Origin of the sequence: Flagellimonas flava (assembly GCF_050617915.1) — a bacterium.
Taxonomy (GTDB): Bacteria; Bacteroidota; Bacteroidia; order Flavobacteriales; family Flavobacteriaceae; genus Flagellimonas; species Flagellimonas flava_A.
In genome coordinates this window covers 839,863-852,862 of record NZ_JBODQE010000001.1, presented here as the reverse complement: position 1 = coordinate 852,862, position 13,000 = coordinate 839,863, and the positions used below count along the sequence as shown (strand labels likewise).

General features: G+C 41.9%; 16 protein-coding genes. 7 read left to right on the top strand and 9 right to left on the bottom strand.

Going from position 1 to position 13,000, the window contains the following annotated elements:
• Positions 1 to 160 precede the first annotated feature (160 nt).
• Together ACRHOZ_RS03855 and ACRHOZ_RS03850 are read left to right on the top strand one after the other, a co-directional pair.
• Positions 161 to 1,045: a PPK2 family polyphosphate kinase gene (locus ACRHOZ_RS03855; RefSeq protein ID WP_431122571.1), complete on the top strand. Its 885-nt coding sequence runs from the start codon at positions 161 to 163 to the stop codon at positions 1,043 to 1,045.
• A complete protein-coding gene (locus ACRHOZ_RS03850) occupies positions 1,042 to 2,439 on the top strand; it encodes a M20/M25/M40 family metallo-hydrolase (protein WP_431122568.1) in 1,398 nt (465 codons plus the stop codon). The genes ACRHOZ_RS03855 and ACRHOZ_RS03850 overlap by 4 nt, the downstream gene beginning before the upstream one ends.
• A 49-nt stretch (positions 2,440 to 2,488) precedes the next feature.
• On the opposite strand, the gene ACRHOZ_RS03845 is transcribed toward ACRHOZ_RS03850, so the two are convergent.
• Both ACRHOZ_RS03845 and ACRHOZ_RS03840 read right to left on the bottom strand, forming a co-directional pair.
• Complete coding sequence (locus tag ACRHOZ_RS03845) at positions 2,489 to 2,917, bottom strand: GNAT family N-acetyltransferase (protein ID WP_431122565.1); 429 nt, start codon at positions 2,915 to 2,917, stop codon at positions 2,489 to 2,491.
• A 72-nt stretch (positions 2,918 to 2,989) separates the two neighbouring features.
• Positions 2,990 to 3,337 (bottom strand): hypothetical protein, encoded by a 348-nt coding sequence (locus ACRHOZ_RS03840; protein ID WP_431122561.1) that lies wholly within the window; start codon positions 3,335 to 3,337, stop codon positions 2,990 to 2,992.
• A gap of 243 nt (positions 3,338 to 3,580) precedes the next feature.
• Between ACRHOZ_RS03840 and ACRHOZ_RS03835 the strand changes: the two genes are divergently transcribed.
• Entirely contained in the window at positions 3,581 to 4,513 is a 933-nt protein-coding gene (locus ACRHOZ_RS03835; RefSeq protein ID WP_431122559.1) for a peptidylprolyl isomerase, read from the top strand.
• Between the two features lie 457 nt (positions 4,514 to 4,970).
• Here the strand turns inward: ACRHOZ_RS03835 and ACRHOZ_RS03830 are convergent, their stop codons facing one another.
• Positions 4,971 to 5,165, bottom strand: a complete 195-nt coding sequence (locus ACRHOZ_RS03830; RefSeq protein ID WP_420400402.1) for a cold-shock protein — start codon at positions 5,163 to 5,165, stop codon at positions 4,971 to 4,973.
• Between the two features lie 334 nt (positions 5,166 to 5,499).
• Here ACRHOZ_RS03830 and ACRHOZ_RS03825 point away from each other — a divergent pair, with 334 nt between their 5' ends.
• The gene (locus ACRHOZ_RS03825) at positions 5,500 to 6,327 is read left to right on the top strand and encodes a hypothetical protein (RefSeq protein WP_431122557.1); all 828 of its coding nucleotides are present in this window, start codon (positions 5,500 to 5,502) and stop codon (positions 6,325 to 6,327) included.
• Positions 6,328 to 6,377: 50 nt separating this feature from the next.
• Here ACRHOZ_RS03825 and ACRHOZ_RS03820 read toward each other — a convergent pair whose 3' ends face one another.
• Positions 6,378 to 7,016 carry a peroxiredoxin gene (locus ACRHOZ_RS03820; RefSeq protein ID WP_431122554.1) on the bottom strand — a complete coding sequence of 213 codons (639 nt, stop codon included), beginning with the start codon at positions 7,014 to 7,016 and terminating at the stop codon, positions 6,378 to 6,380.
• Positions 7,017 to 7,181: 165 nt separating this feature from the next.
• Here ACRHOZ_RS03820 and ACRHOZ_RS03815 point away from each other — a divergent pair, with 165 nt between their 5' ends.
• The gene (locus tag ACRHOZ_RS03815; protein ID WP_431122552.1) at positions 7,182 to 7,724 is read left to right on the top strand and encodes a YfiT family bacillithiol transferase; all 543 of its coding nucleotides are present in this window, start codon (positions 7,182 to 7,184) and stop codon (positions 7,722 to 7,724) included.
• On the opposite strand, the gene ACRHOZ_RS03810 is transcribed toward ACRHOZ_RS03815, so the two are convergent.
• From ACRHOZ_RS03810 to ACRHOZ_RS03800, 3 genes are all read right to left on the bottom strand, one after another.
• Complete coding sequence (locus tag ACRHOZ_RS03810) at positions 7,725 to 8,246, bottom strand: GNAT family N-acetyltransferase (protein WP_431122550.1); 522 nt, start codon at positions 8,244 to 8,246, stop codon at positions 7,725 to 7,727.
• Positions 8,247 to 8,253: 7 nt separating this feature from the next.
• A complete protein-coding gene (locus tag ACRHOZ_RS03805; protein ID WP_431122548.1) occupies positions 8,254 to 8,574 on the bottom strand; it encodes a cupin domain-containing protein in 321 nt (106 codons plus the stop codon).
• A gap of 69 nt (positions 8,575 to 8,643) precedes the next feature.
• On the bottom strand, positions 8,644 to 9,198 hold the full coding sequence (locus tag ACRHOZ_RS03800; RefSeq protein ID WP_431122546.1) for a thioredoxin family protein: 555 nt from the start codon (positions 9,196 to 9,198) through the stop codon (positions 8,644 to 8,646).
• 87 nt (positions 9,199 to 9,285) lie between these two features.
• On the opposite strand from ACRHOZ_RS03800, the gene ACRHOZ_RS03795 reads away from it, so the two are divergent.
• Together ACRHOZ_RS03795 and ACRHOZ_RS03790 are read left to right on the top strand one after the other, a co-directional pair.
• A complete protein-coding gene (locus ACRHOZ_RS03795) occupies positions 9,286 to 10,203 on the top strand; it encodes a bile acid:sodium symporter family protein (RefSeq protein WP_431122544.1) in 918 nt (305 codons plus the stop codon).
• Positions 10,164 to 11,258, top strand: a complete 1,095-nt coding sequence (locus tag ACRHOZ_RS03790) for a lysophospholipid acyltransferase family protein (RefSeq protein WP_431122542.1) — start codon at positions 10,164 to 10,166, stop codon at positions 11,256 to 11,258. The genes ACRHOZ_RS03795 and ACRHOZ_RS03790 overlap by 40 nt, the downstream gene beginning before the upstream one ends.
• A 39-nt stretch (positions 11,259 to 11,297) precedes the next feature.
• Here the strand turns inward: ACRHOZ_RS03790 and ACRHOZ_RS03785 are convergent, their stop codons facing one another.
• A complete protein-coding gene (locus ACRHOZ_RS03785; protein ID WP_431122540.1) occupies positions 11,298 to 12,311 on the bottom strand; it encodes a hypothetical protein in 1,014 nt (337 codons plus the stop codon).
• Positions 12,312 to 12,453: 142 nt separating this feature from the next.
• Entirely contained in the window at positions 12,454 to 12,999 is a 546-nt protein-coding gene (locus tag ACRHOZ_RS03780; RefSeq protein WP_431122538.1) for a dihydrofolate reductase family protein, read from the bottom strand.
• Position 13,000 lies beyond the last annotated feature (1 nt).

Sequence of the window (13,000 nt, the reverse complement as noted above, 5' to 3'; positions counted from 1 at the left end):
GTGCGTCTTATGTTTCCTACGAATTTAGATGAAGAATCCGCCATCGGTAAAAAAAATCGATAAAACACGAACTTCAACTATAAGATGTAGTTTGGATCGGTGAGTTGCGCATTTTAAGCGATGGTTGAAGGACTGACCAAAAAAAACTATATTCATTCCCATGGAAAACAAGGATTTAGACCAGTATAGGGTGCAAGGCCCCGTTAAACTGGCTCAAAAGGCTACGTTGGAGACCTTTGATAGCTCGGACAAGGCCCTTAAAAAGGAATTGGAGCAAATTCGGAAAGAACTTGGGAAATTTCAGGATAAACTGTATGCCCACGGAAAATATGGGGTTTTGGTCTGTTTACAGGGCATGGATACCGCTGGCAAGGATAGCTTGATCAGGGAAGTGTTCAAAGATTTCAATGTTCGGGGTGTTCAAGTGCATAGTTTTAAGGTTCCTACGGATTTGGAACTGAAACATGATTATTTATGGCGCCATTATATAGCGCTTCCGGCGAGAGGTAAGTTCAGTGTTTTCAACCGTACCCACTATGAAAATGTACTGGTGACCAAGGTACATCCAGGGTATATTTTAGGGGAAAATATCCCCGGAATTGACACTGTTGAGGACATCGATCAAGCTTTTTGGGCGGATAGATACCGCCAAATCAACGATTTTGAGCGGCATATTTCCGAAAACGGTACTTTGGTTTTTAAATTTTTCCTGCACCTGTCAAAAGAAGAACAAAGACAACGTTTGTTGCGCAGGATCCGACTTCGGGAGAAAAACTGGAAGTTTTCCCCGGGCGATCTTAAGGAACGTAGATTGTGGGATGCGTACCAGGAATGCTATGAAGAGGCTCTCAACAAAACCTCCAAGGAGCATGCGCCCTGGTATATCATCCCAGCAGATAATAAAAGAGCGGCTAGAGTAATAGTGGCTTCGATTTTATTGGAAGCGTTAAAAAAATATAAAGATATCCAGGAACCTGAGTTGGATGCCGAAATAAAAGCTAATTTAGAAACCTTCAAACAAGAATTGGAAAAAGAAACCGAATGAGAACAATCCTACTCCTGATTTTATTTTGTGCAAGCACTACTGTTTTTTCACAATCCGAAGACGAGAAACAGCTCAAGGCCATTTATGATTTGGCACTCACGGAGGGTCAGGGCTATGATTGGCTTAATCATTTGTCCAATCAAATAGGTGGGCGACTATCGGGTTCTGTGCAAGCCCAACTAGCCGTGGATTACACCAAGGCCCAATTGGATTCCTTGGGATTGGATAGGGTATGGTTACAGCCAGTAATGGTGCCCAAATGGGTTAGGGGAACCCCTGAGTTCGCATTTATAGAAACCAAACCTGGACTTACCACCAATGTGCCTATATGTGCCCTGGGAGGTTCCGTTGCTACCCCCGATGGAGGTGTCAAGGCAAATATTGTGGAGGTCAAGGGCATTGAGGATTTGGAAAAATTGGGCCGTGAAAATATCGAGGGAAAGATTGTTTTTTACAACAGACCCATGGAACCAACCCTTATCAGCACCTTTGAGTCGTACTCTGGATGTGTGGATCAACGTTATGCCGGGGCGGCGGAGGCTGGTAAATTTGGTGCTGCAGGCGTCATTGTACGCTCTATGACCCTTAGATTGGACGATTACCCCCATACAGGATCTATGAGCTATGGAGATGTTCCAGTGGCAAATCGTATTCCTGCAGCGGCTATAAGTACCAATGGTGCGGAGTTATTAAGTGCCACTTTGAAGTTGAACCCGGATATCAAGTTTTATTTCAAGCAAAACTGCAAGCAGTTTGATGATGTGCAATCGTATAATGTTATTGGGGAGATTAGGGGAACCACTTACCCCAATGAGATCATGATTGTGGGCGGACATCTGGATTCCTGGGATTTGGGAGATGGTTCCCATGACGATGGAGCGGGATGCGTCCAGAGCATGGAGGTACTTAGGTTGCTCAAGCAAACAGGGTATAAGCCTGAGCGGACGCTTCGTGTGGTCCTATTTATGAATGAGGAAAATGGACTTAGGGGCGGGAACAAATACGCTGAGGTGGCCCGAAATAAAAACGAAAAACATGTTTTTGCCTTGGAAAGCGATTCGGGAGGCTTTACTCCTCGAGGGTTTTCCTTCAATTGTTCCGATGAGAATTTAAAGCACATTCAACAGTGGAAGGGACTTTTTGAACCCTATCTCATCCATATGTTCGTAAAAGGCTATAGCGGAGCGGATATCCGTCCGCTTATGGATCAAGATTTGGTGTTGGCTGGACTCAGACCGGATTCTCAGCGCTATTTTGACCACCACCATGCCGAAAATGACACCTTTGAGCACGTAAACAAACGGGAACTACAGTTAGGGGCGGCCACCATGGCCAGTTTGGTGTATTTGATAGACAAATACGGTACAATTCCCAATACAAAGATTAAAGGGTAATTAACTTCTAGGATATTATTTGTTTAATCAGTGTTTTTGTTGGGAAGGACTAAACGTTCTTTATGTAATAAAGGCCTGATTTCCGTAGTTTAAAACCCAGGCTTTCGTAAAGAGCCATGGCTGGTAAACGATGATGTCCGGTAAATAAAAGTATTTCGGCAATTTCCCTGTCCTTTGAAATTTCCAAGAGCTTTTCCATCAGTTTTCGTCCAATACCCTTGCCTCTGGCATTTTCATCTACCACAACGTCCTCAATCCATCCTTTTTTTCCAGAAACGGCTTGGTATTCGCAAAGTGAGGCCATACCCAGGATTTGTTTGTTTTCCTTACAAAGCACAATGGTAACCTGATTCCCATCGCGTAGTACCTGCTTTAAGTTCAGGGGCGTTAGATGAGGTGCCAATTGTTTAAACAATTCATCCACCCTTAGCTGGATTTCTGGTGTGAGGTCTACTTTTTTGAGAATATCGATGATCATTCAACAAAGTAAATCAAACTTCCTCTTAAAAAAGAAGTAGCATTGCAGAAAATTGGCATACCAATCTCCCAATTAATTACCTGAAGTTTTTTCAAGGATGGATTCCTTGTCCGTTTTATTCAGCAAGGCAAACACGCCTACAGCAGCCACGGCCACACCCCCAATAACAACCAAAGGAGAGGTCTTTCGTTGTTTCACATTATCAATATCGGATTTAGGTAGATCCTTGAGATTTCCATTGATTCGTAGTTCAATGGATTCATCTGCAACACCCCTACACTTGGTTTCAAATAACTGGCCATTATGCAGGGTTATCCGGTACTTTTTTCCCTCTTTAATGTCCTGGACACCTACAGTTTTGTAAGTCTGACAGCTTTGTAGAATTAATAGTAAGGCAACTAGAATAGAAATATTCCTCATGTAAGGCTGGAGGTTAAGTTAATAAATAGAGCTACCAAAACTAACATATTATTGTAATTGTTTCCTTGTAAAATTTGAATAAGCGTTCTATTGCTAGCACTCCTTTGGTTTGACAAGTTAAAGTTTCAAATTTCCTTTAAGATTTGTTTGGTTCAGTTATTAGGTGGCACCCGGCAAAAACCCCTACCTTTGCAGCCTTAAATTTGAAGAATCGAGCAATCGAATAATCTAATATCCAAAGCAATGCAAGACGGAATCTACGCAAAATTCAATACTACCAAAGGAGAGGTTTTGGTAAAACTAACCCACGATAAAACCCCCGGAACTGTAGGGAACTTTGTGGCCTTGGCCGAAGGAAATATGGAAAACAGCGCCAAACCTCAAGGAAATCCTTACTACAATGGATTAAAGTTTCATAGGGTAATTGCCGACTTTATGATTCAAGGGGGTTGTCCACAAGGAACGGGTACAGGAGACCCAGGATACAAATTTGATGATGAGTTCCACCCAGAACTTACTCACGAAGGTCCTGGTGTACTTTCTATGGCCAATGCCGGCCCTGGCACCAATGGAAGTCAATTTTTTATAACCCATGTTGCCACGCCATGGTTGGATAATAAACATACCGTATTTGGACATGTGGAACATGGACAAGAAGTTGTTGATGCCATTGCCCAAGGGGATTCCATAGACAGTTTGGAGATTGTTAGAGTAGGAGCCGAGGCTGAATCCTGGAATGCTATTGAAGCGTTCAGAACTTTTGAGGGTGCTCGTGAAAAGCGAATTGCAGAAGCCAAGGCCAAAGCAGAAGCTGAAATGGAAAAACTAGCTGCCGGTTTTGACAAAACTGACAGCGGCTTGCGTTTCAAAATGATTCAGGAAGGAAGTGGTTCCAAAGCTGAAAAGGGAAAAACGGTTTCCGTACATTATGAAGGCAGTCTTACCAACGGACAGGTTTTTGATTCTTCCTATAGCAGAAATCAGCCCATAGATTTTACTTTGGGCGTAGGACAGGTAATTCCCGGTTGGGACGAAGGGATAGGGCTGTTAAAAGTAGGGGATAAGGCACGTTTTGTGATTCCTTCCAACTTGGCCTATGGAAGTGCTGGCGCAGGAGGGGTAATTCCTCCTGATGCAACATTGATTTTTGATGTGGAATTGATGAATGTGAAGTAATCCAACTTCGATATAACAGATAAAAGAAAAGCTTCCAAAAGGAAGCTTTTTTTATTTTGATCGATTCACGCTCACCAGCAATAAGCAGAAGTTGAGCGCTAATAACAAAAGCAATACGGTAAAAAAAGTGCCCATAGTTAATGGATTTAGCTATTCAGTTCGTGTTTTGTTTCAGTTGAGTAACAATTGAACGAAGAAATACCCTACTATATTGTACTACTTTTTTGAACTATTAACACTAACCAGTAATAAAAGCAAATTGATGGCCAATAAAATGGAGAGAATGGCAAAGAAGGTATTCATAGAGTTTTTTGTTTAATGGTTATGGGGAACAATACGTGTTTAGTCTTAAGATTAAAAAAGTAGGAGAGGTTGCGTATTCGCAAAAAAAAATTGTAAACAAAAAAACCCGAGCAAAATGGCTCGGGTTTGTTCTATAAAAAAGTGTGCTGTTACCTTAATCTATAACTTGTACATTTACGGCGTTCAATCCTTTTTTACCTTGTTGTAGTTCAAATTCTACAACGTCACCTTCTCTAATTTCATCGATTAAACCTGAAACGTGTACAAAGTGATCTGTGTTTGAACCATCTTCAGTGATAAAGCCATAGCCTTTAGAATCGTTGAAGAATTTTACTGTTCCTTTACTCATTACTAAATGTTAAAAAATTAAATGAGCGCCGAAGGTACGCTTTATTTATTGGAAAAGACCTGTAATGTAATTTATTTGAACATCAGGGGTCTCAGAAAAACATTGATCAGAGCGTTTGTGTAAGAAATATCCATTGCTGGAATCAACATAAAACTACGGGAAAGGTATCAGTTTTCTTTTCATAAGTACTTGGTCATTAAGTATTTAAATAAAAAACACTATATTACTATACTCCCTCCCAAGGTTACTCCAGTTCCCCGCTTTTATGAGGAGATTGTTTCCCCACCTGTTATTTGGAGTCAAACAACAATTAATATTAATTAAAACAATCTTAATGATGAAAGCTACCAACCGTTTTCTGCTGTTAACAATTACAGCTTTATTGTTTACCTCCTATGGATTTGCTCAAGGAGAAGAAGAAAAAGTTCCAAAGTACATTACTGTTACTACTCTGCATTGGAACATGGATTACGACAATTTTGATATGAATACATGGAAAGACGTGGAAAAAGAGTTTTTTGACAAGGTTACCATGAAGAATGAACATATCATGGGAACAGGGGTATATACCCACCGCTATACTCCGGACAACAGGGAGTTAATATTGGTTAGTGTATACGATTCTTGGGACGCAATAGATAAGGCGGCAGATAGAAATAGTGAACTTATTAAAGAGGCTTGGCCTGATGAAGAAGCTAGGGACGCCTACTTTGACAAGAGAAATGAATATTACTCAGACTTCCATTCTGACGAAATCTATGCTACAATGCCACATGCTAAGCTTAGGGCTGCTACGGACACCACTTCCAATATTCTCCTTGTACGAAGAAGTCAGTTTAAATTTCCAAAAGATGGGTCTCAAGAAGAATTTATGGCCAGTTTTAAAGAGTATGTTGAAAACGTTTTCCATAAAAACGAGCTAATTAAGGGTTACTACCCCAACGCTCATTTTTGGGGGTCGGACAGAAGGGAGTTTGCTGAAGCCTTTTATGTGGATTCCATGCAGGATTTAGACAATATGTTTACCAGAAACAATGAACTGTTCGCTGAGCATTGGTCTGATGATGAAGGGAAAAAGAAAATGCAAGAAATGGCTAATAAATATTTTACGGGTGTTCACGGGGACTACATATATACTGTAATCCCGGAACTTCGGAAATAAAAAAACATGAATTAAAAAAAAAACCTCCCAATGGGAGGTTTTTTTTGCTGCTATACTGTCGGATCTGGCGTCAATCTTAAATAAGGTTTTACCTCTTCCACACCCTTGGTGAAAATTTCTCGAGCTTCGCCCGTTGGAATTGCTGGACTTACAACCACTTTCTCCCCACTTTCCCAATTGGCAGGGGTGGCCACTTTATGATAAGCGGTTAACTGCAGGGAGTCAATTACTCGAAGAAGTTCGTAAAAATTACGTCCGGTGGAAGCAGGATATGTCAAGGTTAATTTTACCTTTTTGTCCGGTCCAATAATAAATACCGATCGTACCGTTAAGGTATCATCGGCATTCGGATGGATCATATCGTATAAATCAGATACCTTTCGATCCTCGTCCGCCACAATGGGAAAGTTCACCACGGTGTTTTGGGTCTCATTGATGTCCTTGATCCATTCGGCATGGGATGCAGCTCCATCAACGCTCAATGCCATCATTTTTACATTGCGTTTTTCAAATTCCTGTTTGAATTTGGCTGCGGTGCCCAATTCCGTGGTGCACACAGGTGTAAAATCTGCCGGATGTGAAAATAGAATTCCCCAACCGTCTCCCAAGTATTCATAAAAGTTCAGCGTTCCCTGAGAAGTTTCAGCTGTAAAATCTGGGGCGGTATCGCCCAAACGTAAAGTTGCCATGTATTCTGTTTTTTATTGATTGAAAATTGGTGAACCATAAAGTTAAGGCATAGTTTTTCCCTAGCTGCTTATCCAAGTTAAAAGTGTATTAAAGTTTTGGGTTTCAACTCAATTTTGATTCATTTTTTTTGATGGACTCCCTGTCAAAGTTGCTATTTTTAGGCTATGGAAAAAGAAACACTTGAACAACTGCGTTACCCCATTGGAACTTATCATATTCCGGAAACAATTACTCAAGAGCAAAGAGAGGAATGGATTTCCATTCTGGAACATTTACCCGCTAGGTTGGAAGCCATGGTGACTCCCCTTTCTGAAGAACAATTGGAAACACCGTATAGACCTGAAGGTTGGACGGTTAGGCAACTGGTTCACCATATTTCTGATAGCCATCACCACAGTTATATCCGATTTAAATGGGCATTAACAGAGGATAACCCAGTAATTAAACCTTATTTTGAAAAGGAATGGTCCAAACTTTTTGATGCCAAAACCGCTCCTATCCAGATGTCCTTAGATCATTTGAAGGCAGTGCACGCCAAATTGGTGTATTTGCTCAAGGGTCTTTCCAAGGAACAATTAGAGCGAAAATTCACCCATCCCGATGGGAACGAAGAAACCACCCTGGATGAGAATATTGGCCGTTATGCTTGGCATGGAAGCCATCATTTTGCCCATATTGAAAACTTGATCAAACGGGAAGGTTGGTAATCAGAGCTGCTTGGTAAGTACCCACATGGGTTTTTCTGCAGGAATGGCCCCTGGTATTTTAAGCTCGCTCTCTTTCTTAATCTGGAATCCTTGCTTCAGGTAAAATTTGATGGGCCCGCCTTTTTGCATGGTGTCCAACCACAGGATTTTTTTACCATGCTTTTTGGCATATTGTTCAATGAGCAGTAGCACTTTCTTGCCCAATCCTTTCCCTGAATAAGCTTGCAGCAAATAGATTTTTTGGGCTAACAGGGATACAGCGGAAGCATGTTCATCCAACGGACTGTCCATCACCAATTTTACAATACCTGCAGTTTTATCTTCCAATTTGACCAAGAAGTGCTTTAGGTTGGGGTTTTTGAAATCGGCCGACACTACTTCCTCGGTGAAACTTCTACTGATATAAGGAGTGGGATCCCTGTTCTCCCATAAGTGCAAATAGTGCTCGTGATACGACTGTTTGCCAATGCTGATATACTCAGCAAGTGTTTCTTGGGTAAGGGGTTCTAAATGGACTGTCATATTTGGTTTATGGTTGCTCACCACCTTCAGGGCCATAAAACAGCACCCAGGTTGAGAAATCGTCTGTAAAATTTTCAAATCTATGCACTACCCCTGCAGGAACAAAAAGAAAATCCCCTGGGCCAAAAGTTGTTCGTACTTCGCCATTCAGAAATTCCCCTGTCCCGGAAATCACAACATATACTTCATCCCTTGTATGGGGTTGTTGCAGATCCACTTTTTCGGGCTTGTAGATTTCAACCTCCAAGGTTCCGTGATTAAAAAGGGTCTTGAAAGGCCCATCATGCTTGGCCAATTTTTGGAGTGCTTCTGTTGGATTGATTTTCATAGTTGTCATTCCCACGACCGCGTGCCACCAACAGTTTTAGCGGTGGTGCAAATTGGGAATCTTTTTGTTTTATTTCCATTTTATATTACAACCAATACTGGGTTTTTGCTCACTATCGATGGCTGTACCTGCCAGCAGGGCATCCATAGCATTACGCAAATCGGTCCCGGTAAGCGGTAGTCCATTACCAGGTCTTGAATCATCCAATTGTCCTCGGTACACAAGGTCTAAATTTGCATCAAAGAGATAAAAATCTGGGGTACAGGCCGCATCATAGGCTTTGGCCACTTCTTGGGTTTCATCATATAGATAGGGGAACGTATAGCCTTCTTCGGCAGCTTTTTGTTTCATCAAATGGGGCGCATCGTCGGGATAATTGATCACATCATTACTGGAAATGGCAACAAACCCAATTCCTTTGGATTGGTATTCCCTGCCCAATTGGGAAATTTCAGGATTCACATGCACCACAAAAGGGCAGTGATTGCAGATGAACATGATTACCGTACCCTTTTCACCTTTTACTTCGTTCAAAGATTTTTGGGCGTCCGTGACCGTATCCACCAAACTAAAATCGGGGGCCTTGGTTCCCAAGGCCAACATATTACTTGGAGTTCTTGCCATGGTTTGTTTCGTTTTAAACCATGAATTTAGTGGACTTTATCCACAATTGAAAGAATCCTGTATATTGTATGACAAACACTGACGTTCTTGGAGCAACTTATAGATAACGTTCACATCAACTTTGACGAAGAAGCCCTTTGGACACTTAATGTGGCCCTTGCCTTGGTCATGTTTGGTATAGCTCTGGAAATTTCCATAAATGACTTCAAACGACTTCTAAGAACCCCTAAGTTGGTTTTAACAGGGGTAGCGAGCCAATTTTTATTGCTTCCGATCATAACCTTTGTTTTGGTATGGATTACGGAGCCCTTGCCCAGCATCGCATTGGGCATGTTTATGGTGGCGGCTTGCCCCGGGGGGAATGTTTCCAATTTCTTTACCCATTTATCAAAAGGGAATGCGGCCTTATCCGTTACCTTAACGGCCATTGCAACCCTGCTGGCCATATTTATGACCCCATTTAATCTTAGTTTTTGGGGAGGTCTGTATGCTCCAACAGCATCCATTTTACAGCAGGTTTCCATATCCCCATTGGAAATGGTTAAACTGGTAGCTCTTTTGTTGGGTATACCGTTGGTTCTAGGAATGTTGGTACACCATTATCGACCCAAGATAGCCCAAAAACTGGCCAAAGGATTTAAGATTGGATCACTACTCTTCTTCGTATTTCTCGTCTTTGTGGCACTGTTCAAAAACAGGGATATTTTCATGGAATACGTGTTCTACGTTTTTTGGCTTGTGGTAATCCATAATCTAGTGGCCTTGCTCACTGGATTTTCAGTTGCCAAACTGATGCGATTCTCCCCAGAAAACGTTAGATGTCTTACCATTGAAACGGGTATCCAGAATTCGGGATTGGGATTGTTGCTGATTTTCACCTTTTTTGATGGCTTGGGAGGAATGGCTTTGCTCACTGCTTTTTGGGGCATTTGGCATTTGGTTTCTGGTCTGGCCATGGGCCTAATATGGGGCGGAAGACCTGTGGAAAAAGAGGAATTGGTTTGAAGCAATTGGGCTATTATTTTTTAAGACTCTGGGTTAAACTGGCATTATTTTGCTACTATAAGAAAATCAAGGTGGTGGGTATGGAGCATGTTCCCTTGGACAAACCGGTTTTGTTTCTTTCCAACCATCAAAATGCCCTGATGGATGTGCTGTTGATTGCAACCAGCGTTAAAAAAAGCCCTTGGTTTATCACTCGTGCCGATGTCTTTAGGGGAAAGTTTTTAAAATCCCTTTTTCGGTTTTTACAGATGCTTCCCATTTATCGGATTAGGGATGGAAAATCGAATTTGCATAAGAACATGGCAATTTTTGACCAATGTGGGGAATTGCTGCTGTCAAATGCATCAATGGTATTATTCCCCGAGGCCAACCACAGCCTTCAACGCAGGGTAAGACCATTGAGCAAAGGTTTTACGAGAATCATCGAAAATGCATTGGAAAAAGATCCCAATTTGGAGTTACAATTGGTGCCTGTCGGTCAAAACTATGCATATCCCACCCAAGTTGGGGATTCGGCAATACTCTGCTTTGGGGAGCCTATTTCCGTGCAGCAGTACAAGGATTCTTTGGATTTAAAGCAAAAGATTTTTGAAAACCTTACACGGTTGACCACCCATTTCCCAAAAGCGGAATATGATGAAATCATACAGAAAATGGGGAAGGAAGGTGAATGCTACCTGAATCCAGAGGAAACCAATGCAACAATAGCCAAAGGGGTTTTTCCACAGCTGATGTCTAAGAAAAGGAACTTGGTTCCCAAAACTTTGAGATTGCTATTTCTTTTGTGGAACCTGCCTTTGGTCCTTTTATGGCGGATCGGGTTGAAGCCCAAGGTACCGGAACCCGAATTTATGGCAACCTTTAGATTGGGCTTCGTGCTGGTTACTTACCCTTTGTTTTATGCTGGTTCATTAACTGTGCTTTGGAATGTTTGCGATGCCGATGTGGCATTTATGGCTGTTCTATCGCATATGGTGGTTAACCTTGTGCTCGTTAAAATTGGAATTGCATCCTTTCGCTTAAAATCAGACGCATATTCTGATGAAAATCCCTGAAATCGTCCATTGGCGGATGAACAGTTCTCCACCCACCATTCAATTTTTGTACTTACCTTGGGCGTAAGATGCCACAATACTGCTGTTTGGGTTTTTGCAGTTTTGTGGAAAGTCGAAGAAATAGATGCACTTGGGCAATCCATTTTCAAAGCTTACCTGTACCCAACCTGCACTGCTTCCTGCGAACCCCTTATAACGATAGTTGGCCTTTAAGTTCTTTGGTCTTCCTTGATTGTCTTTGGAATACACTTCCAAACCTGAAATACTTCCCGGCACATATCTATTAAAAGCCCAAGTCTGTGAATGATTCGCCACAAGATCATCTACCAGTCGGGATAAATTCTGTGGTCCTGTTGGGCCGCCTGAAACTTTCATGGTGGTGTACTTGCTAGTACCTTTCATTCTTATGGGCTCTTGGCTCGAAGCAAACCTTTTAAGGTTTTCCTCAAATCGCCGTACCCCAGGGTTGTTGCACTGGTTTAAACTGAATAGTTGTGCCATGTCGTTGCGCAACCCGTTGGCCTTATGGATCATATCCACAGAATTACCGATGGCGTTGGGGTCGGCTGCCATGGCAATTGCATTCCTAAACACATCTTTGCTCATCAGACTCTCAAGGCTTAGTTTGGCTTTGTACAGATCTGGTCTGGCATAGAGTCCAGAGCCAACCGTGGTCCATTCAATGCAAGTCCTATCCGTTTCAATCCCGTACCCGTTGGTGGTCACCTGTTCCGTAGCACAGACCCAATTCATGATTTCCACTTTGTTGGATGGCAAGGAACTTGGGCACTGCTTACCAAAAGTTCGGAGGTATTGCTCAAAAATCATTAGAAATTGGGTGTCGGTACGCATGATTTTTACACTCTCAAACTCCCCCCTAAATATGTAATCAAAGAGTTCTGCATTGAACAAACCATCTGTATGAAAAGAAAGGGATTCCTGAATTTGATCAGGGATCGAAGAAGGGTCTTTCTGATTTGATACAAATGATGATGTTAGTCCAATGGTCAGCGCCAATAGGACAAGAACCGATGTTGTTGTTTTGATCCGCATTTCACAAATTGCTAAGAGGTTTAAACCCTTAAAATAATGGGAGATAGGTTAAAGATAGTAAAACAACAACAGGGAATGTTGCCCAAATTACGGTGTTGGTCTAAACCTTGTGCTTTGAATTAGTTCCTTACTAAGTTGGATTTCAATCAATCCGTTTACGCACATAATGGCGACTGGTCAACTGGTTCAGGTAAACTTTGGACTCCACCAGCTCAAATTCCAAGGTTTTGGGAAGTTCCGCAAATAGGGAATAACCTCCACCCAGTAAAATGGGAATTGTAGTGATAATCATCTCATCGATCAAGTCTTCCTTTAAGAAATTTTGGATGGTTGTCCCACCATCAATGTAAAGCCGATGATACCTTTTTTGATGGATGTTTTCCAACACTTCAGTCAATGGGCCCTTTACTAAAAATGCCTTCCCTTCGTGACTCTTCGGGATGGTATCTAAGGTATTGCTCAATACAAAAACAGGTTTGGAGTAGGGCCATTCGACATCAAATCCAAGAACTGTTTCAAAGGTGGTACGCCCCATAACCAGGGCATCAATATCTTCGGTGAATTCGAAATAGCCCAAACTTTCGCCATTGGGATTTGGAATCATATCCAACCATTCCAATCCACCATTTTTGTCGGCGATAAAGCCATCCAAACTTGCACCAATAAATACGCTGTTTTTGTTTTTCATT